This is a genomic window from Xanthomonas sp. NCPPB 1826 (assembly GCF_056725285.1).
The window spans coordinates 1,760,735-1,778,867 of the sequence record NZ_CM161521.1; the positions used below are offsets into that span (position 1 = coordinate 1,760,735).

Sequence of the window (18,133 nt, forward strand, 5' to 3'; positions counted from 1 at the left end):
GCGGTGCGATTACGGCTTGGACTGCGGCGCTTCCGGCGTGGCGCCATCGCCGCCTTGCGCACTCAGGCCGCGCTTCTCGAGCAGGGGCTCGATCTGCGGCGCATGGCCGGCAAAGTTCTGGAACAGTTCCATCGCATCGACGCTGCCGCCGCGCGAGAGCAGGGTCTGACGGAAGCGATCGCCGTTGGCGCGGCTCAGCCCGCCGTGCTGCTTGAACCACTGCTGGGTGTTGGCGTCGAGCACTTCCGACCAGATGTAGGCGTAATAGCCGGCCGCGTAACCGCCCATGATGTGGCTGAAATACGGGGTCTTATAGCGCGGCGGCACCGGCGCGTAGGCGATGCCGTCCTGCTGCAGGGCCTTGGCTTCGAACGCCATCACGCCGGCGGCGTCGGGCACCTGGCTGGCGCTGATCTGGTGCCAGTTCTGATCGAGCATGGCCGCACCCAGATACTCGGTGGTGGCAAAGCCCTGGTTGAACTTGGACGCGGCAATCACCTTGTCCAGCAGCGCCTGCGGCATCGGCGTGCCGTTCTGGTAATGCTTGGCGTAGTTCTTCAGGATCGACGGCTCGTCGGCCCACATCTCGTTGACCTGCGAGGGGAACTCGACGAAGTCGCGCGGCACGCTGGTGCCGGAGAAATACGGGTATTTGACGTCCGAGAACATGCCGTGCAGCGCATGGCCGAACTCATGGAACATGGTGGTCACTTCATCCCAGGTCAGCAGCGTCGGCTGGCCGGCCGGCGGCTTGGGGATGTTGAGGTGATTGGCGACCACCGGCTTGAAACCGGTCAGCGCCGACTGCGACACGTAGGAGTTCATCCAGGCGCCGCCGCGCTTGGATTCGCGTGCGTACATGTCGGCGATGAAGATCGCCAGCTGCTTGCCGTCGGCGTCGAACACGTCATAGACGGTGATGTCGTCGCGGTAGGTCGGCAGGTCGGTGCGCTGCTTGAAGGTCAGGCCATATTCCTGATTGGCCGCATAGAACACGCCGTTTTCCAGCACGTTCTTCAGCTCGAAGTACGGCTTGAGCTGGGATTCGTCGAAGTTGTACTTGGCCTGACGCACCTTCTCGCTGTAGTAGGCCCAGTCCCAGGCTTCGAGCTTGAAGCTCGGCTTGCGCGCGGCTTTTTGTTCCTTGTCGATCATCGCCTGCAGATCGGCCGCTTCGCGCTTGGCGTTGGCCACCGCGGCCGGTGCCAGCTTGCCCAGCATCGCGTTGACCGCTTCCGGCGTCTTGGCGGTCTGGTTTTCCAGCGAATAGGCAGCGTAGGTCGGGAAGCCGAGCAGCTTGGCCTTGTCGGCGCGCAGCTTCATGATGCGCGCCACCAGTGCGGTGTTGTCGTACTGGCCGCCGTGGCTGCCACGCGACACCGAGGCGTCGTAGATCTTCTTGCGCAGTTCGCGATTCTTCAGCTGGGTCAGCGGCGGCTGGCCGGTGGTGTTGAGCAGCGCGATCACGTACTTGCCGTCGAGCTTGCGCGCCTTGGCGGCTTCGGCGGCAGCGGCGATCTGCTCTTCGGACAGGCCATCGAGCTGCTTGACGTCATCGACGACAACGGCGGCGGCATTCACTTCCGCCAGCACGTTCTGGCTGAAGGTGGTGCCCAGGTTGGCCAGCTCGGCATTCATCGCCTTGAGCGTGGTCTTGTCGGCATCGGAGAGCTTGGCGCCGTCGCGTACGAAATCGCTGTAGTACTTCTCGACCAGGCGCACGCCCTGGGCGTCCAGGCCCAGCTTGCTGCGCTGGTCGTACAGGGTCTGGATACGCGCGAACAGCTTGCCATTGAGCGAGATCGCATCGCGGTGCGCGGCGAACTTCGCCGAATAGTCGGCCTGCAGTTTCTTGCGCGCGTCGTTGGTGTCGGCACCGACCAGGTTGAAGAACACCGTGGTGGCGCGATCCAGCGTGGCGCCGCTTTTTTCCAGCGCGATGAGGGTGTTGTCGAAGCTCGGCTTGGCCTTCTGGTTGGCGATCTTTTCCACTTCCTTCAACTGCTCGGTCATGCCGGCGTCGAAGGCGGGTGCGAAATCGCTGTCCTTGATCTTGTCGAACTGCGGGTAGTGCAGTGGCAGCGTGCTGTCGGCAAAGAAGGGGTTGGCTTGGGTGGCGGCCTGCGTGGCGGCAGGTTCGGCGATGCTGTAGGACGGCATGGCAAGTCCCAGGGAAGCGGCCAGGGCAAAGGCGAGACGGGTGGTCAAGAGGGTGGCTCCAAAGTGCGAGCCGCCGAGGCTACCCCAGCCGGGCCGGACAGGCGTGTGACAAAAGGCATGGCTGCAAGGTCATTGCGATGCCATCAGGCGGGCACGAGCGGTGCTCGCCTTGCGGATGCAGGAACCGATGACACCATGCGCGCGCAGCCGCCGGACCGGCGCTGCCGGCATGCGCTGCGGCGTGTTCCACTCGGCTGCATTCCGGCTGCTCGGCGGGCAGCGAGGTCTCGATCAGTCCGCCTGACGGATGCTGGCCGGTAGCGTGCCGTGTCAGCGGCCGGCAACGGCCGGGACCAGCGGGAAGGGTCAGCTGGCTGCGGCGACGGGTCCGTTGAAAACCGCCCCTCCCGGCTGACGCGCTCGGCAACCGCGATGCGACACCGCGGGCTGCTGGGTTACGCTGCCCACCTCGCACACTTCAGGGCAGCCATGAGCGACATCTCCACGTTCGAATTCACCGACCTGGAAGGCCGGCCCCGCTCGATGCGCGATTACGCCGGCAAGGTGGTGCTGGTGGTCAATGTCGCTTCCAAATGCGGCTTTACCCCACAATACGCAGGCCTGCAGGCGCTGTGGCAGCGCTATCGCGAGCGTGGTCTGGTGGTGATCGGGTTTCCCTGCGATCAGTTCGGTCATCAGGAGCCGGGCGATGCCGCGCAGATCCGCCAGTTCTGCTCGCTCGATTACGCGGTGGATTTTCCGCTGGCCGAGAAGGTCGAGGTCAATGGCAGCGGCGCGCATCCGCTGTGGCAATGGCTCAAGCGCGAACAGCGCGGCGTGCTGGGATCGGAAGCGATCAAGTGGAATTTCACCAAGTTCCTGATCGGCCGCGATGGCACGGTGCTGGAGCGTTACGCCCCGACCACCAAGCCGGACGCGCTGGCAGCGGATATCGAGCGCGCGTTAGTTGAACCGTAGGAGCGCACCTGGGCGCGATGAGGCATTACCGGCAACGCTTCATCGCGCCCAGGTGCGCTCCTACGACAGTGCATGCCGGCGTCGCGGTCTGCGTAAACGCCGCATCGCGCGGGCGTCTCACGCGCGCCGCATCACTTCTCAACGAAGGCACGCTCGAACACGTAATGCCCCGGCGTGCCGATGCGTGGCGAGGTCTGGAAGCCACGTGCATCCAGCAAGCTGCGCAGGTCGGCCAGCATCTGCGGGCTGCCGCAGATCATGAAGCGGTCGTTGGCCGGATCCAGCGGCGGCAGCCCGAGCGTCTGCTGCATGCGGCCATCGGCCATCAGCTCGGTCAGGCGGCCCTGGTTGGCGAACGCCTCGCGCGTCACCGCCGGGTAGTACATCAATTTCTCGCGCAGGATGTCGCCGAGAAATTCGTGCTGCGGCAGCTCGCGCTCGAAGTAGTCGCGATAGGCCAGATCCTGCACGAAGCGCACGCCCTGGGTCAGGATCACCTTGTCGAAACGCTCGTAGGTTTCCGGGTCCTTGATCACCGACAGCCACGGCGCCAGACCGGTACCGGTGCCCAGCAGATACAGGTTGCGGCCCGGGTGCAGGTCGCTGATCAGCAGCGTGCCGGTGGGCTTCTTGCCAACCAGCACTTTGTCGCCCGGCTGGATGTGCTGCAGCCGCGAGGTCAGCGGACCGTCCGGCACCTTGATGCTGAAGAACTCCAGGTGTTCTTCCCAGTTGGCGCTGGCGATCGAGTAAGCGCGCAGCAGCGGCCGCGTCTCGGTCTCCAGACCGATCATCACAAACTGCCCGTTCTCGAAGCGGAAACCGGCATCGCGGGTGGTGGTGAAGCTGAAGTAGGCATCGGTCCAGTGACGGACCTCAAGCACCGTTTCGGCGCCGAAAGCGGAAGACATACCGGTAAGTGTCGTGGGAAGAGTACCCGGCAATTCTACCTCAAGCCGGCCAAATGAGAGAGGCTCTCATTTGGGTGCCGGGATTGGGGAGTCGGGATTGGGGATTGGTAAGAGCTGCCGGCTCATCCGCGAGCCCGATGCGTCCAGAACCCAGGATCTGCTCTTGCAAATCCCCAATCCCGACTCCCCAATCCCGGCCTCACCGATACCCCGCCGCCTGCAACTCGAACAGCTCCGCATAGCGCCCGCCCTGGGCCATCAGTTCGGCATGGGTGCCGTTGGCCTCGATGCGGCCCGCGGCCAGCACCAGGATGCGGTCGGCCATGCGCACGCTGGAGAAGCGGTGCGAGATCAGCACCGCGGTGCGGTTGTCCGACAGCTCCTTGAAGCGCTGGAACACCTCGAACTCGCTGCGCGCATCCAGGGCGGCGGTGGGTTCGTCCAGGATCATCAGCTGCGCATCGCGCATGTAGGCGCGCGCGATGGCGATCTTCTGCCATTGCCCGCCGGACAGGTCCACGCTGTTCTTGAAGCGGCGTCCGACCAGCTGGTCGTAGCCATCGGGCAGGCTGTCGATCAGCTCGCCGGCCATCGCACGCTGCGCAGCGGCGCGGATGCGCGGCACATCGTCCATCGCATCGACCTGGCCGACACCGATGTTCTCGCCCACGCTCAGGTGATAGCGCACGAAGTCTTGAAAGATCACGCCCAGGTTGGCGCGCACATCGTCCAGGTCGTAGTCGCGCAGGTCGCGGCCATCGAGCAGGATGCGGCCTTCGTCCGGGTCGTACAGCCGCGCCAGCAGCTTGACCAGGGTGGTCTTGCCGGCGCCGTTTTCGCCGACCAGCGCCAGCACTTCGCCGGCACGCAGTTCGAAATCCAGATGCCGCACCGTCCACTGTTCGGCATCCGGGTAGCGGAAGCCCACGTCCTCGAACACGAAGCCCTGGCGGATCGGTCGCGGCACCAGCAGCGCGTTCGGGCGCGAGCGGATCTCCGGCACGATGTTGAAGAACGAATACAGATCGTCCAGATACAAGGCCTGGCCGGCGACCTGCGAGAACCCGATCAGCAGGCCTTCGAGCAACTGGCGCAGGCGCAGGAAACTGCCGGCCAGGAAGGTCAGATCGCCGATGCTGAAATCGCCGCGCACGGTGCGCCAGGCGATGTAGCCATAGGCCATGTAGTAGCCCAGGGTGCCCAGCGCAGCCAGCAATGCGCCCCACAACGCACGCTTGCGCGCCAGCGCGCGGTTGGCCTGGAAGAACTTGTCGGCCAGCCGGCGATAGCGCGCGATCAGGAAGCGGTGCAGGTTGAGGATCTTGACTTCCTTGGCGGTCTCGACGCTCGCGCCGACCTGGCGCAGGTAGTCAAGCTGGCGCCGCTCCGGCGTCCACTGGAAGTTGAGCGAATAGCCCAGCGCATTGAAATGCGCCTCGCCGATGAAGGCCGGGATCAGCGCGATCGCCAGCAGCAGAATCAACCACGGCGCATACACCACCAGGCCCACGGCCAGGCTGACCACGGTGATGGCGTCCTGCACCTGGCCGAACAGCTGGCTCATCAGGTTCATGCGGTTCATGGTCTGGCGCCGCGCGCGATCCAGCTTGTCCTGCCGGTCGGGGTCTTCGAAGTCCTCCAGATCCAGCTGCGCGGCGTGCTCCATCAGGCGCACGCTGGCGGCGTTGTTGAACAGCTCCGACAACAAGGCATCGGCGTAGCCGACCAGCCGGCCGAGCAGGTCCGAGCCGATCGCCAGGGCCAGTTCCAGCGCCAGCAATTCCAGCAACCGGTTCAGCCGGCCGCTGCCCAGCGCCTGCGCCAGCGAGTCGAAGGCCGGCGGTTGACCGACCAGGTGGATGGCCTCGTCGATGATCAGTTTGCCGATATACAACGAGGCCACCGGCATCAACGCGCGCAGCACGCGCAGGCCGATGCTGCTGGCGCTCAGCCAGCGGCTGGTCTGCCAGATCTGGCGCAGGAAGGGCGGGAGGTTGCGCAGCGCATCCAGGCGCTCGCGCAGGGTAGGGCCGGTACGGGGAGCGGCAGGCGCAGAGGCGCCGGAACGGGAGGCTGACATCGGCTTAGTGTGCAGCGCCACGCGTCGGCGCGGGGTGTTGGAGGTGCGCCGCGCCCACGGCGGCATTGGCGCGCCGCTGCCGACTGCACGCGTGCAAGCAACGTGGTCGCTTGCCTGTAGCGCGCCAATACCGCGGGGGCAGCCCCCGCGTGCGATCGCAGGCCTGATCAATTGCCTCGATTGACGCAACGCCCGGACACGCCGGGAGTTTCGACTAAAATGGCCGGATTGCCCCCGCCAGCCGTAGAGCCAGCCGTGACCTCGATCAAGCAGGAAGACCTCATCCAGTCCGTCGCCGACGCGTTGCAGTACATCAGCTACTACCACCCGGTCGACTACATCAGGAACCTGTCCGCTGCCTACGAGCGCGAAGAGTCGCCGGCGGCCAAGGACGCCATCGCGCAGATCCTGATCAACTCGCGCATGTGCGCCGAAGGCCATCGCCCGATCTGCCAGGACACCGGCATCGTTACCGTGTTCCTCGAGATCGGCATGCAGGTGCGCTGGGACGACGCCACCATGGGCGTGGAAGACATGGTCAACGAAGGCGTGCGCCGCGCCTACAACCACCTTGACAACAAGCTGCGCGCCAGCGTGCTGGCCGACCCGGCCGGCAAGCGCACCAACACCCGCGACAACACCCCGGCGGTGGTCAACACCAAGATCGTGCCCGGCCACCATGTCGAAGTGATCGTCGCGGCCAAGGGCGGCGGTTCGGAGGCCAAGAGCAAGTTCGCCATGCTCAACCCGTCCGACTCCATCGTCGACTGGGTGCTCAAGACCGTGCCGACCATGGGCGCCGGCTGGTGCCCGCCGGGCATGCTCGGCATCGGCATCGGTGGTACCGCCGAAAAGGCCATGCTGCTGGCCAAGGAAGCGCTAATGGAGCCGATCGACATTGTCGACCTGCAGGCGCGCGGCGCGTCCAATCGCGCCGAAGAGCTGCGCTTGGAACTCTACGAAAAGGTCAACGCGCTCGGCATCGGCGCGCAGGGCCTGGGCGGCCTGACCACGGTACTGGACATCAAGGTCAAGGATTACCCGACCCACGCGGCCAACCTGCCGGTGGCGCTGATTCCCAACTGCGCGGCCACCCGCCATGCGCACTTCACCCTGGATGGCAGCGGCCCGGTGATGTTGGACCCGCCGTCGCTGGAAGACTGGCCCAAGCTCACCTACAACCCGACCAACGCGCGCCGGGTCAACCTGGACACCATCACCCGTGAGGAAGTGGCCAGCTTCAAGCCGGGCGAGGTAGTGCTGCTCAACGGCAAGCTGCTGACCGGCCGCGACGCTGCGCACAAGCGCATGATCGACATGCTCAACAAGGGCGAAACCTTGCCGGTCGACTTCACCAACCGCTTCATCTACTACGTCGGCCCGGTCGACCCGGTGCGCGATGAAGTGGTCGGCCCGGCCGGCCCGACCACCGCCACGCGCATGGACAAGTTCACCCGCCAGATGCTGGAGCAGACCGGCCTGCTGGGCATGGTCGGCAAGTCCGAGCGTGGCGATGCGGCGATCGAGGCGATCCGCGACAACAAGGCCGTGTATCTGATGGCGGTCGGCGGCTCGGCCTATCTGGTGTCCAAGGCGATCAAGGCCGCACGCGTGCTCGCATTCGAAGACCTGGGCATGGAAGCGATCTACGAATTCGAGGTCAAGGACATGCCGGTCACCGTGGCGGTGGATTCCACCGGCGAATCGGTGCACAAGACCGGCCCGCGGCAATGGCAATCGCGCATCGGCAAGATTCCGGTCGTGGTGGAATAAGTAACCCTGGAACGGCGACGCACTTGCACTGCGTCGCCGTTTTCAGTTTGGGCGCTGCGCGTGCCTGCTGTTCGCACGCGCTGCCTATGTGTTGGAAAAAACGCCTGCATGCGTGTCTCACGTAGGGTGGCGGGACGGCCCAACAGGAACGGGCTATGCTCGGGGCGTACATGCCGGCACCCTCAGGAGAACAGGAATGCTCCGTCTCGTCTGCCTCGCCTTCCTGGTGTGCGCCAGCCTGCCTCTGGCAGCGCAACAAAAGACCCAGCCCACCGTGCTGTTTCCGTCCGGCAACTATGCGCCGCAACCCACCGCGCCAGTACCGTTTGCCGAGAAAAAGCCGCTCAAGCCCAGCGACACCGCAACGCGCTTCAACGGCCCCTCGGCGATGGAGCGCTGCATCGCGCAGTGCAACCGCCGCGCCGCGCAGTGCGCCGCCGACCGGCCCAGCGAAAGCAGCTGCCGCATGGCGGTTGCACCACGCGGAAAGAGCTGCGACGCAACCCAGAATCCGGCGCAGCGGGCCAATTGCATGGCCCAGGTGTTCGATTGCACGCAGCAGAGCGATGTCAATCGCTGTGAACCCCGCAAGCTCGCCTGCTTGCGTTCCTGTACCAACTGACGAAGGAGTTTGCATGACCACCACGCTGTACCACGCCCCCAGCACTGCCGCACTGGTCGTGCATTGGCTGCTGATCGAACTCGATGTGCCGCACGTACTGCATCCGCTGGACTTCGACCGGCGCGAGCAGAAATCGCCGCAGTATCTGGCGCTCAATCCGGCCGGCGTGGTGCCGACGCTGGTGCTCGACGGACACGTGCTGACCGAGGCGGCCGCGATCGTGCTGCATCTGGCCGACCTGCATCCGCAGGCTGGGCTGGCACCGCCGCTCGGTACTCCCGAGCGCGCGGCGTACTACCAGTGGATGTTCTTCTGCGCCAACACCTTGCAGCCGGCGTACCGGGCCTGGTTCTATCCGGACGAGCCGGCCGGCGCCGCGCACGCGGATGCCGCGCAATCCCAGGCACGCGCCAGACTGGAGGCGGCCTGGGCGCGGGTCGATGCACACCTGCAGGCCAATGGCCCGTATCTGCTCGGGCAGACCCTGTCGGCGGCCGATTTCATGCTGACCATGATGATGCGTTGGTCGCGCAACATGCCCCGGCCCAGCGACACCTGGCCGGCCTTGCAGGCGCATGCGCAGCGAATGAAAGCCCGCCCGGCATTTCAGGAAACCTATCGCCGCGAGGGTCTGACGGACTGGACCTGAACCGAAGGGCGCGGGCCGCGAAATCGTGTCGACATAAGCTCCAGTCGCGCCGTGGTGCCGCGCCTGGCGCGGTGTACGATCGCCAGACAACCAGAGAGCAGGGGCTCGTCCATGTCGCATTCCGCATCCCGTCGAAAACTGCTGCAATGTGCCTGTTGTGCGCCGATCGCGGCCGCCGCCGCGTCACTGCCGTTCGCCGTTGGTGCGGCGCCGTCGAAGAAGACCGATCTCAATGCCGAGCAGGCATTGCAGGTGCTGCGTGACGGCAATGCCGCCTTCGTGGAAAACCGCCCCAAGAAGGTCATTTCCGACAGCAAGCGCCGTCTGGAACTGGCGCTGGGGCAGACCCCGTTCGTGATTCTGGTGTCGTGCTCGGATTCGCGCGTGCCGCCGGAACTGCTGTTCGGCCGCGGCCTGGGCGAGATGTTCATCGTCCGCAATGCCGGCAATACCGTCGACACCACGGCACTGGGCTCCATCGAATACGCGGTCAGCCAGCTCGGCGTGCCGCTGGTGGTGGTGATGGGCCACGAGAGCTGTGGCGCGGTCGCCGCGGCGGTGTCGGTGGTGGAGAAGAACGCATTCTTCCCGGGCGCGATCGGCGCGATGATCGAGCCGATCGTCCCGGCCGTGCTGACCGCCAAGAGCAAGGGCGGCGACGACCTGCTGGCGGCCTCGGTCAAGGCCAACGTCAAGCGCACCGTCGACCGCCTGCGTGGCGCGTCCGAGCCGGCGCTGCTCGAACCGCTGCGCGCAGGCAATGTTCGCGTCGTCGGTGCGTATTACACCTTGAAAGATGGCAAGGTCGATTTCTTCGACGTCTGATCGCTGCCAAAGCCGTTTCATGAAGACAGCGCAGGATGATCTCCTGCGCTGTCTTTTTTGTATGTGCGGAGGGTGTGGAGCAGCCTAGCTGTCAGCGCTGTGGAACTTGGAGCGGCTATCAAACTGCTGCGCTCATCGCCAGGCAGGCGTGGGCCGTGTCCGGAACCTGCATGCCACGCATGCACTACGATTCCTGCGCGCCCAGCTGACGACTGCTTGCTACGTTTTGCCGCTCCAAGCTGCAAGTCCACAAGTAAAAAAGCCGGCATGCGCGCATGCCGGCTTTTCAATGGTCTCGACGTTGCTCAGCGCAGCGGTGCGATGTGCTTAGAACCACTCCAGCAACGACACGCCCAGGCCGATGTAGGTGGCCTTGTGGTTGTAGTCGATCAGGCTTTCGCCGTAGCCGTCGAACACCTGCACGTGGCCGCGCAGCAGGTTGGTGATCGGGAAGCCGTAGTCCAGCTGCACCGAGCCGTGCGAGCGGTCGCCGCCGCGCAGCGAATGCCGCGCGATCAATGCCACTTCGTGCCCGTCCTTGTTGTAGACCAGGGTGGCGTCGCCACGGCCCATGTAATCCTCGATATCGGGATTATTGTCGTCGGCGCGGTCTTCCTTGATGCGGAACCACGGGCGCAGCGTCAGTGCCCAGTTCTCGCGATCCAGCCCGATGTTGAGGATGACCCGGTTCCAGGAGCGCGACAGCGGATCTTCGCGGCCGTTGGACATGTGGTTGATGCTGATGCCGCTCATGCGGCCCTTCCAGCCGAACAGGCTGTAGTTGTTGCGGAACACCAGCATCGCTTCCGGCTCGTAATTGGTTTCGCGGAACGGGCGCGAGGCATCGGTGTTGTAGGCCTGCCAGCGCGAGCTCTGGGTGTAGCCCATCCAGATGTCGCCGTTGTCGCCGAACAGATCCTCGACCACCTTGGTCTTGAAGCTGAGCTGGAATTTCAGTTCGGTGCTGTCCAGTTGCTGCGGGGTGGACACCGAGTTGGCCGGGTTCGGCGACTGCGGGGTGCGGTTGGAGTCGCTGGTCCAGAACGCCGGCAGCAGGTAGACCGGCTTGTAGCCGCGCAACTGGAAGGTGCCCAGCTTGGAATCCTTGGCCAGCTCCCAGCGGCGGTCCAGCAACGAACCGCGGCCGGCGTTGGCGACCGCCTCGGCCTTGGGCTGGTCCTGGCCATCGGCACGGAAGAAATCGCCGACGCGGCTGATGGCACGCTCGTCCTGCGGCTTGGACTCTTTCTGCTTGGCGATCTGCGCGGCGGCATCGGCCTCGGCGGTCAGCTGCGGGGTATAGCCCAGCGCCTGGTCGTAGCAGGCCAGCCGTGCCGCATCCGAGGTGACGGAAGTGCAGGCCTGCGGCGAGGCGGGGGTAGGGGCGATTTCCTGTGCGTGCGCCAGCGGCGCGGCCGCCAGGGCAATCAGCATCAAGGGACGGGTGCGGTGCTTGGACATGGGCAGTCTGGCCGAATAAAGGCGCCAGGCAGGCGCGTCAGATGCGAAGCTTAACGGTCGCGCCTGCATACGCGGTGTGTACACGGTGGCATAACATCCGGGCGATGCCTGCAATCGATAGCTGGCCGCGACCGCGTTGGCGGCTGGGTTGTCGTTTTCCATGCGATCAATCGACCCACTCAGCCTCGGTGAGCGCTGGAAATCGGCTAGAAAAACCAAGCGATGGCGAACACGCCCAGCATGCACAGGCCCAGTGCCAGCTTGGTCGCGGTGCCGAACACGATGCCCAGCCAGGTGCCGAAGCCGACCTTGGTGGCCTGGTCGGATTTGCGGGTCTGCCAATACTCGCCGAGCCACGCGCCGGCGAACGGCCCGACGAACAAGCCGATCGGCATGAAGAAGATGCCGACGACCGAGCCGATCAGCGAGCCCCACAGTGCCGCCTTGCTGGCGCCGACCCGCTGGGCGCCGTACACAGTGGCAAGGAAGTCGATCGCAAACGACAACGCCGTCATCAGGCCCAGAATCACCAGCGCCACCCAGCCGACGTGGGCAAAGCCATCGGCCCAGGCGGCCACCAGCAGCCCCGCGAACACCAGTGGCAGGCCTGGCAGCGCCGGCAGGACGACTCCGGCAAGGCCGATCAGGACCAGCACGCCAGCCAGGATGTAGTAGACGACGGTGGTATCCATGATGTTTAAAAATGTCCTGTTTCAGGCTTGACAAAATTGCGCAAGGGCTGCTTGAAAATTCGTTTGGCGCGGGTTAAGTTGCCAGCGCTGCTGTTTGCAACGGTCACCGTGAATCGTGGCCTGATGCGGTAGATCGTTCGATCCGCTACATCTTTGTACCTCGCTTCCTCCTTGCAATCACAGCCACCACCGTCAGTCCATCACAGTGTCGTAGGGAGTCAGTCGAGATGTCCAATATCGAACGCGAGAATGGTGTCGTGAAGTGGTTCAACGATGCCAAGGGCTTTGGCTTCATCAGTCGCGAAAACGGCGAGGACGTCTTCGTCCATTTCCGTGCGATCCAGATCCAGGGCTTCAAGAGCCTCAAGGAAGGCCAGAAGGTCAGCTTCACCGTCGTGCAGGGACAGAAGGGCCTGCAGGCCGATGCGGTGCAGGTGGTCTGAGCGCGGCGCAACACCGCGGCCATCGCGCAGACAGCAGAAAGGCCCGTCGCCGGGCCTTTCTGTCATTCGCCAACACTGGCGAATCGAACGTAGCGAGCAGTGGTCAGGCGGGCACGAAGAGATCGAAGTACACGTGGATGCATGTCGATTCCGGGCGCCGACTGCGCCGGCCTGACGGTGAGCGCAGTGGTTTTCCTGGCCGCTACTGGTAAGCGCGCCGATCAGCGCAGCACGACCTTGCCGTTGACCACGCGCACATAGGCGTTTTCGCGCACGCCAGCCAGGTCGCGCTGGTTCACCACGATCACGCGGCCGTCGTCCATGCGCACCTGCACATCGAAGCTGTCGCTGGTGACGTTGTTCTGGATCGCATTGCCCGCCAGCGCGCCGGCGGCGGCACCGGCCACGGCCGAGACGTTCTTGTTGCCCTTGCTGCCACCGGTCTCCTTGGAGATCTGGCGACCGGCCACCGCGCCGACGATGCCGCCGAGCACAGCACCGGTGCCGGTAGGAGCGCTGCGGGTCGGGCCGACTTCATCGATGCGGGTCACGATGCCGCAATCCACGCAGCGTGCCTGCGGCTGCGAATAGCCCTGGTCGTAGCCGCGGTCGCCGCGGTAGCTGCCGTACTGGGGCTGGGAGGTGGCGCAGCCAACCAGCGTTGCGGTTGCAGCCAGGCCAATGACGAGCAGTCGGGTCTTCATGAGGTCTCTCCGGGGTGGTTCGAAAAAGCGGTCAGGGCCGCGGCGACGTCATCCTGTGTTGGTCAGGGTGAACGGTCTGCCAACTGGATCACTCCAGGCTTAACGAAACCCGAGCGTGCTGTTCACAACCGCTGCCATGCGCGTCGATGCGGAGGTGCGATGGCGGTCAGCGGAAGTCGCGATGACAGGCCTCGCAGGCGTCATTGATCTGTGGCCTGACTGCGGCAAGCGCGGCGCAATCGGCTGGCGGCGTGCGCTGTGCCTGGTCCAGGACGGTGCGCAGGGCGCTGGCATGCTCGCCGAAGCGGCGGTCCTCGCCGATGTCTGGAAAGGCCGGCTCCAGTTCGCCGGCAAGCAGGCGCAGCGATTGCAGTCGCGCTCGCTGGCGTGTGGAGTTGCAGCCACCATCGGTATCGGCTTGCAGGGCGCGCACTTGGTAAGCCATCACCTGCATCAGGCTGTCCGGCACCGGGTTGCGTCTGGCCTGCAGCACGCGCGCCACCATCACCGTGCACGCCAGCCCGATCAGGATGCCCAGCACCAGCAGGAAGGCATAGCGGGACGCGCGCGATTGTTCGGTGGGCGGGGCGGGCATGGACGGACCTCCGTGGACGCGGGCTTCAATAGGTCGATGGGCGCGCGCTGAGCGGCGCGCGTAAAATAGGCCGATGAAAGCACAATGGCGTGAACGCTTTGCCGGTATCGACCGGCTGTACGGAGTCGGCACGGTCGAGCGGCTGGCCGCCTGCCGCGTGGCGGTGGTGGGGATGGGCGGCGTGGGCTCGTGGGTGGTCGAGGCGCTGGCGCGTACCGGCGTCGGCCATATCCGCCTGATCGACGCCGACGACCTGTGCGTGTCCAATACCAACCGGCAGCTGCCGGCGCTGGCAGGGCAGTACGGACGCAACAAGGCGCGCGCGATGGCCGAACGCTGCGTGGCGATCAACCCGGAAATCGAAGCCGATGCGGTGGAGTCGTTCCTCACCGCCGGCAATATCGAACAGCTGCTCGGCGATGCGTTCGACCTGGTGATCGATGCCTGCGACAGCTTCCGGGTGAAGGTGGAAACCATCGCCTGGTGTCGCCGACGCAAGTTGCCCTTGCTGACAGTGGGCGCCGCTGGCGGGCGCACCGATCCCACCCTGGTGCGGGTACGCGATGTCTCGCGCACCGAACACGACGCGATGCTGGCGCTGATCCGCAAGAAGCTGCGCAGCGAGTTCAACTTCCCCAAGAATCCGCAGCGCTATTTCGGCGTGCCGGCGGTGTACTCGCTGGAGAACGTCAAATATCCGCAGGCCGATGGCAGCGTCTGCGGCATCCGCCCGCAACTGGATGCCGACGCCACACTCAAGCTGGATTGCGGGGCAGGGCTGGGCGCAGCCACGCATATCACCGGCACCTTTGCGTTTGTCGCGGTGGGCAAGGCGCTGGAGATGTTGCTCAAGCCGAAGGTGGCTGCTGCCAAGCCTGTTGCCGAGGCTGCCTCGGCGGGGTGAGTGCGCGTTGCCGTGTCATGCGGCAACGGGCAGTGCGCTCAGCCCGGCAACCCGAACAACCGCCGCGCGTTGGCGGTGGTCTGCGCGGCGATGTGCTCGGCCGCCTCGCCGCGTAGCTGTGCGATGCAGTCCAGCACCGTGCGCAGGTAGGCCGGCTCGTTGCGTTGGCCGCGGATGCTGGCGTCGGGCTGATCCGGCGCATCGGTTTCCAGCAGCAGCCAGTCCAGCGGCATCGTTGCAGCCAGGCCGCGCAGGCGATTGGCACGCGGGTAGGTCACCGGGCCGCCCAGGCCGATCATGAAATCCAGCTTCCACAATTGCTGCGCCTGTTCGGGGCTGCCGGCAAAGCTGTGCACCACACCACGCAGGCCGCCCACGGCCTTGATGCGGGCGATGACCTCTTCGGTGGCGCGCCGCGCATGCACGATCAGCGGCAGCCCGAAGCGCTTGGCCAGCTGCAGTTGCCCGTCGAAATAATCGCGCTGCATCTGCGCGTCCAGCCCGTCCAGATAGAAGTCCAGCCCGCACTCGCCGATGGCGCAGGGCCGCTCGCGCTCGATCCACTCGGCCAGCAGCTGCAGGTGTTCGGGGCGGTGCTGATCGAGAAAGATCGGGTGCAGCCCGTAGGCGGGGTGCAGTCCGGGTGCCTGGGTGCAGACGGAGCGCAGCGCCGGCCAGCTGGCGGCGGTGATCGCCGGGATCACCTGCTGCACGACACCGGCCGCCTGCGCGCGCGCGATCACCGCGGCGCGGTCGTGGTCGAACTCGCCGGCATCCAGATGGCAGTGGCTATCGACCAGCTGCATCAATCGCGGCGCACCGGCGCGGGCAGCGGTGCCTTGCGGGTCTTCCAGTTGGCCAGCAGCAGCGTGGTCAGGCCGAACAGCAGCTCGTCCAGGAACGGGATCGGGTCCGGGAGCACCAAGTCGACCAGAAACAGCGCCGCCGCCAGCTTGAACAAGGTGGGGTAGCGCAGCTTGCTGGCCCAGTCCAGGGCGCGCGAGGTAACGAGATTGCGCATGCGGATGCTCCGGCTGTTAGCAGTGCATGAAATAACCGCTAGCTGAACTTAACTGCGGCGTTCATGAGCGAGGGCGTTTTTGTTCAGGGTTCGCGTGCTGGAATCACGCCGTCAACAACGCGGCGTGTCCGCACGGAGCTGGATCATGAAGAGCAATACGACAACTATACTGGTCGCTGCTGGTGCGTTGCTGGTTGGAGGCGTGGCCACGGCCGCCTTCATGAATAATCGTCCGTCGTCCGGCGATTTCGTCGCCAACGGCGAGCCGGCACCGCGTGGTCTGGAATACGCCGACGTGGTCAAGGTTGCACCCATCACCGAGCGCGAGCCGCAGTATGCGCAGGTCGTCAACAGCGCGGCCATCCGCGAAACCACCACCAGCTCCTCGCCGCGCGAAGTCTGCCGCGACGTGGTAGTGCAGGAACGTCTGCCTGAGCGCGATGGCAATGTCGGCGGCACCGTCGCTGGCGCGGTGATCGGCGGCCTGCTGGGTAACCAGGTCGGCGGCGGCAATGGCCGCAAGCTGGCCACGGTGGCCGGTGCGGTCGGTGGCGGCATGGTCGGCAACCGTGTGGACCGCAATCATGTCGGCGGCCGCGTGGTGGACCGCACCGAGCGCCAGTGCCATACCGAAAACGCCAACTCGCAGTCCTCGCGCGTGGTCGGCTATGACGTGACCTACCGCAATGCCGACGGCACCACCGGCACCATGCGCATGGACAGCAAGCCGGGCGAACGCATCTCGCTGGGCGATGCCGACAACGTGGTGGCCTACGACGTGACCTACCGCTACGACGGTTTCGAGAAGACCGTGCGCATGAACGACAAGCCGGCCAGCGATCGCCTGCCGGTGGTCGACGGTCAGCTGGTGACCCAGACCGCTTCGACCGCCGGTGACAGGGGCGTTCGTGTGGATGCGGGCAGCACGCGTCAGTAAACCGCTGGCAGCGATCCGCCCAGGATCGCTGGTTGGCAAGAAAGGAGCCGGCATTGCCGGCTCTTTTCGTTTTCAGGCGCTGGTCACGACGTCCGTGCGCTGAACAGGTCGCCGCCATGTTCGGCCGGCAACTGGCTGATAATCGCCACTTCTCCTGGAGTGGAAGCCGACATGCCGGTGCGCCCCGATGATCTGTTCGATGTACGTGCGCTGCTGACCGACGACGAGCGGGCAGTGCAGGACGCGGTGGCGCGCTTCACCGATACGCGGGTGCTGCCGGCGATCGGCGATGCCTTCGACGCAGGGCGCTTTCCGCGCGAATGGGTACCGGAACTGGCGGAGCTCGGCCTGCTGGGTGCCAGCCTGCCGGTCCGCGATGGCGGCGCGGGCCTGGGCGCGGTGGCGTACGGATTGATCTGCCAGGAACTGGAGCGCGGCGACAGCGGCCTGCGCAGCTTCGTCAGCGTGCAGTCCTCGCTGTGCATGTACCCGATCCATGCCTACGGCAGCGACGAGCAGCGCCAGCGCTGGTTACCGGAGATGGCCGCCGGCCGCCTGATCGGCTGTTTCGGGCTGAGCGAAGCGCAGGGCGGCTCGGATCCGGCCGCGATGACCACGCGCGCGGTGCGGCAGGGCGACGGCTGGCGCTTGAACGGGGCCAAGATGTGGATCACCAACGGCAGCATTGCCGGCCTGGCGATCATCTGGGCGCATACCGATGACGGCGTGTGCGGCTTTCTGGTCGAGACCGGCAGCGCCGGCTTCAGTGCGCAGGACATCGCACACAAGATGAGCCTGCGCGCATCGGTGACCTCGGGCTTGTTCCTGGACAACGTCTACGTGCCGGAGCAGATGCGCCTGCCGAACGCGGCCGGTCTGAAGGCGCCGCTGGGTTGCCTCAATCAGGCGCGTTACGGCATCGCCTGGGGCGCGATCGGCGCGGCGGTGGCCTGTCTGCGCGAGGCGCTGGCCTACAGCGGGCAACGCATCCTGTTCGGCCGGCCGCTGGCGGCCACGCAGAGCGCGCAGATCAAGCTGGCCGACATGGCGCGGCGGATTTCCACCGCGCAGCTGCTGGCGCTGCAGCTCGGGCGGCTGAAGCAGGCCGGCCAGCTGCGGCCGGAACAGATCTCGCTGGCAAAGTGGAATAATTGCCGCATGGCCCTGGATGTGGCGCGCGAGTGCCGCGATCTGCTGGGCGCGGCCGGCATCACCACCGAGCATGTGGCGATCCGGCATGCGCTGAACCTGGAATCGGTGATCACCTACGAGGGTACCGAGACCGTGCATCAGTTGGTGGTCGGGCGTGCGCTGACGGGACTCAATGCGTTTTGACGAGGAGTGGGTGTTGATCGACAGGGATGGGAAGCGACGTCTG

The 18,133-nt window shown here is 65.5% G+C and carries 18 protein-coding genes; 9 read left to right on the forward strand and 9 right to left on the reverse strand.

Annotated features, from left to right (window positions below; genetic code table 11):
* Positions 1-9: 9 nt before the first annotated feature.
* Positions 10-2,208 (reverse strand): M3 family metallopeptidase, encoded by a 2,199-nt coding sequence (locus AC1PLA_RS07630; RefSeq protein WP_481105906.1) that lies wholly within the window; start codon positions 2,206-2,208, stop codon positions 10-12.
* Between the two features lie 441 nt (positions 2,209-2,649).
* Here AC1PLA_RS07630 and AC1PLA_RS07635 point away from each other — a divergent pair, with 441 nt between their 5' ends.
* Positions 2,650-3,138, forward strand: a complete 489-nt coding sequence (locus tag AC1PLA_RS07635) for a glutathione peroxidase (RefSeq protein ID WP_104645083.1) — start codon at positions 2,650-2,652, stop codon at positions 3,136-3,138.
* Between the two features lie 131 nt (positions 3,139-3,269).
* On the opposite strand, the gene AC1PLA_RS07640 is transcribed toward AC1PLA_RS07635, so the two are convergent.
* The gene (locus AC1PLA_RS07640; protein ID WP_481105907.1) at positions 3,270-4,049 is read right to left on the reverse strand and encodes a ferredoxin--NADP reductase; all 780 of its coding nucleotides are present in this window, start codon (positions 4,047-4,049) and stop codon (positions 3,270-3,272) included.
* 199 nt (positions 4,050-4,248) lie between these two features.
* Positions 4,249-6,129 carry an ABC transporter ATP-binding protein gene (locus tag AC1PLA_RS07645; RefSeq protein ID WP_481105908.1) on the reverse strand — a complete coding sequence of 627 codons (1,881 nt, stop codon included), beginning with the start codon at positions 6,127-6,129 and terminating at the stop codon, positions 4,249-4,251.
* A gap of 255 nt (positions 6,130-6,384) precedes the next feature.
* Between AC1PLA_RS07645 and AC1PLA_RS07650 the strand changes: the two genes are divergently transcribed.
* The 4 genes from AC1PLA_RS07650 (at position 6,385) to AC1PLA_RS07665 (ending at position 9,998) form a co-directional block, all read left to right on the forward strand.
* On the forward strand, positions 6,385-7,902 hold the full coding sequence (locus AC1PLA_RS07650; RefSeq protein WP_481105909.1) for a fumarate hydratase: 1,518 nt from the start codon (positions 6,385-6,387) through the stop codon (positions 7,900-7,902).
* Positions 7,903-8,098: 196 nt separating this feature from the next.
* Complete coding sequence (locus tag AC1PLA_RS07655) at positions 8,099-8,524, forward strand: hypothetical protein (RefSeq protein ID WP_166764524.1); 426 nt, start codon at positions 8,099-8,101, stop codon at positions 8,522-8,524.
* Between the two features lie 13 nt (positions 8,525-8,537).
* Positions 8,538-9,173 (forward strand): glutathione S-transferase family protein, encoded by a 636-nt coding sequence (locus tag AC1PLA_RS07660; RefSeq protein WP_039520404.1) that lies wholly within the window; start codon positions 8,538-8,540, stop codon positions 9,171-9,173.
* 186 nt (positions 9,174-9,359) lie between these two features.
* Positions 9,360-9,998 (forward strand): carbonic anhydrase, encoded by a 639-nt coding sequence (locus AC1PLA_RS07665; protein WP_024938923.1) that lies wholly within the window; start codon positions 9,360-9,362, stop codon positions 9,996-9,998.
* A gap of 327 nt (positions 9,999-10,325) precedes the next feature.
* On the opposite strand, the gene AC1PLA_RS07670 is transcribed toward AC1PLA_RS07665, so the two are convergent.
* The gene (locus tag AC1PLA_RS07670; protein ID WP_016902704.1) at positions 10,326-11,459 is read right to left on the reverse strand and encodes a phospholipase A; all 1,134 of its coding nucleotides are present in this window, start codon (positions 11,457-11,459) and stop codon (positions 10,326-10,328) included.
* A gap of 206 nt (positions 11,460-11,665) precedes the next feature.
* Entirely contained in the window at positions 11,666-12,151 is a 486-nt protein-coding gene (locus tag AC1PLA_RS07675; protein WP_481105910.1) for a DUF456 domain-containing protein, read from the reverse strand.
* 227 nt (positions 12,152-12,378) lie between these two features.
* Between AC1PLA_RS07675 and AC1PLA_RS07680 the strand changes: the two genes are divergently transcribed.
* Entirely contained in the window at positions 12,379-12,594 is a 216-nt protein-coding gene (locus AC1PLA_RS07680; RefSeq protein ID WP_003483561.1) for a cold-shock protein, read from the forward strand.
* Positions 12,595-12,815: 221 nt separating this feature from the next.
* On the opposite strand, the gene AC1PLA_RS07685 is transcribed toward AC1PLA_RS07680, so the two are convergent.
* Together AC1PLA_RS07685 and AC1PLA_RS07690 are read right to left on the reverse strand one after the other, a co-directional pair.
* A complete protein-coding gene (locus AC1PLA_RS07685; protein ID WP_016902706.1) occupies positions 12,816-13,298 on the reverse strand; it encodes a glycine zipper 2TM domain-containing protein in 483 nt (160 codons plus the stop codon).
* A 166-nt stretch (positions 13,299-13,464) separates the two neighbouring features.
* On the reverse strand, positions 13,465-13,893 hold the full coding sequence (locus tag AC1PLA_RS07690) for a hypothetical protein (RefSeq protein ID WP_481105911.1): 429 nt from the start codon (positions 13,891-13,893) through the stop codon (positions 13,465-13,467).
* Between the two features lie 73 nt (positions 13,894-13,966).
* Here AC1PLA_RS07690 and AC1PLA_RS07695 point away from each other — a divergent pair, with 73 nt between their 5' ends.
* Positions 13,967-14,797, forward strand: a complete 831-nt coding sequence (locus AC1PLA_RS07695; RefSeq protein ID WP_047124233.1) for a tRNA threonylcarbamoyladenosine dehydratase — start codon at positions 13,967-13,969, stop codon at positions 14,795-14,797.
* A 38-nt stretch (positions 14,798-14,835) separates the two neighbouring features.
* On the opposite strand, the gene AC1PLA_RS07700 is transcribed toward AC1PLA_RS07695, so the two are convergent.
* On the reverse strand, positions 14,836-15,603 hold the full coding sequence (locus AC1PLA_RS07700) for a TatD family hydrolase (protein ID WP_481105912.1): 768 nt from the start codon (positions 15,601-15,603) through the stop codon (positions 14,836-14,838).
* Positions 15,603-15,818: a DUF6116 family protein gene (locus tag AC1PLA_RS07705; RefSeq protein WP_481105913.1), complete on the reverse strand. Its 216-nt coding sequence runs from the start codon at positions 15,816-15,818 to the stop codon at positions 15,603-15,605. Before AC1PLA_RS07705 ends, AC1PLA_RS07700 begins: the two co-directional genes overlap by 1 nt.
* 145 nt (positions 15,819-15,963) lie before the next feature.
* Here AC1PLA_RS07705 and AC1PLA_RS07710 point away from each other — a divergent pair, with 145 nt between their 5' ends.
* Both AC1PLA_RS07710 and AC1PLA_RS07715 read left to right on the forward strand, forming a co-directional pair.
* Complete coding sequence (locus AC1PLA_RS07710; protein WP_006451921.1) at positions 15,964-16,755, forward strand: glycine zipper 2TM domain-containing protein; 792 nt, start codon at positions 15,964-15,966, stop codon at positions 16,753-16,755.
* A gap of 159 nt (positions 16,756-16,914) precedes the next feature.
* Positions 16,915-18,090 carry an acyl-CoA dehydrogenase family protein gene (locus AC1PLA_RS07715; RefSeq protein WP_024938928.1) on the forward strand — a complete coding sequence of 392 codons (1,176 nt, stop codon included), beginning with the start codon at positions 16,915-16,917 and terminating at the stop codon, positions 18,088-18,090.
* Positions 18,091-18,133 lie beyond the last annotated feature (43 nt).

Coding starts and splice junctions, on each gene's coding strand:
- AC1PLA_RS07635 (WP_104645083.1), top strand. CDS start 2,650: ATGAGCGACATCTCCACGTTCGAATTCACCGACCTGGAAGGCCGGCCC.
- AC1PLA_RS07640 (WP_481105907.1), bottom strand. CDS start 4,049: ATGTCTTCCGCTTTCGGCGCCGAAACGGTGCTTGAGGTCCGTCACTGG.
- AC1PLA_RS07645 (WP_481105908.1), bottom strand. CDS start 6,129: ATGTCAGCCTCCCGTTCCGGCGCCTCTGCGCCTGCCGCTCCCCGTACC.
- AC1PLA_RS07655 (WP_166764524.1), top strand. CDS start 8,099: ATGCTCCGTCTCGTCTGCCTCGCCTTCCTGGTGTGCGCCAGCCTGCCT.
- AC1PLA_RS07660 (WP_039520404.1), top strand. CDS start 8,538: ATGACCACCACGCTGTACCACGCCCCCAGCACTGCCGCACTGGTCGTG.
- AC1PLA_RS07670 (WP_016902704.1), bottom strand. CDS start 11,459: ATGTCCAAGCACCGCACCCGTCCCTTGATGCTGATTGCCCTGGCGGCC.
- AC1PLA_RS07675 (WP_481105910.1), bottom strand. CDS start 12,151: ATGGATACCACCGTCGTCTACTACATCCTGGCTGGCGTGCTGGTCCTG.
- AC1PLA_RS07680 (WP_003483561.1), top strand. CDS start 12,379: ATGTCCAATATCGAACGCGAGAATGGTGTCGTGAAGTGGTTCAACGAT.
- AC1PLA_RS07685 (WP_016902706.1), bottom strand. CDS start 13,298: ATGAAGACCCGACTGCTCGTCATTGGCCTGGCTGCAACCGCAACGCTG.
- AC1PLA_RS07690 (WP_481105911.1), bottom strand. CDS start 13,893: ATGCCCGCCCCGCCCACCGAACAATCGCGCGCGTCCCGCTATGCCTTC.
- AC1PLA_RS07695 (WP_047124233.1), top strand. CDS start 13,967: ATGAAAGCACAATGGCGTGAACGCTTTGCCGGTATCGACCGGCTGTAC.
- AC1PLA_RS07700 (WP_481105912.1), bottom strand. CDS start 15,603: ATGCAGCTGGTCGATAGCCACTGCCATCTGGATGCCGGCGAGTTCGAC.
- AC1PLA_RS07705 (WP_481105913.1), bottom strand. CDS start 15,818: ATGCGCAATCTCGTTACCTCGCGCGCCCTGGACTGGGCCAGCAAGCTG.
- AC1PLA_RS07710 (WP_006451921.1), top strand. CDS start 15,964: ATGAAGAGCAATACGACAACTATACTGGTCGCTGCTGGTGCGTTGCTG.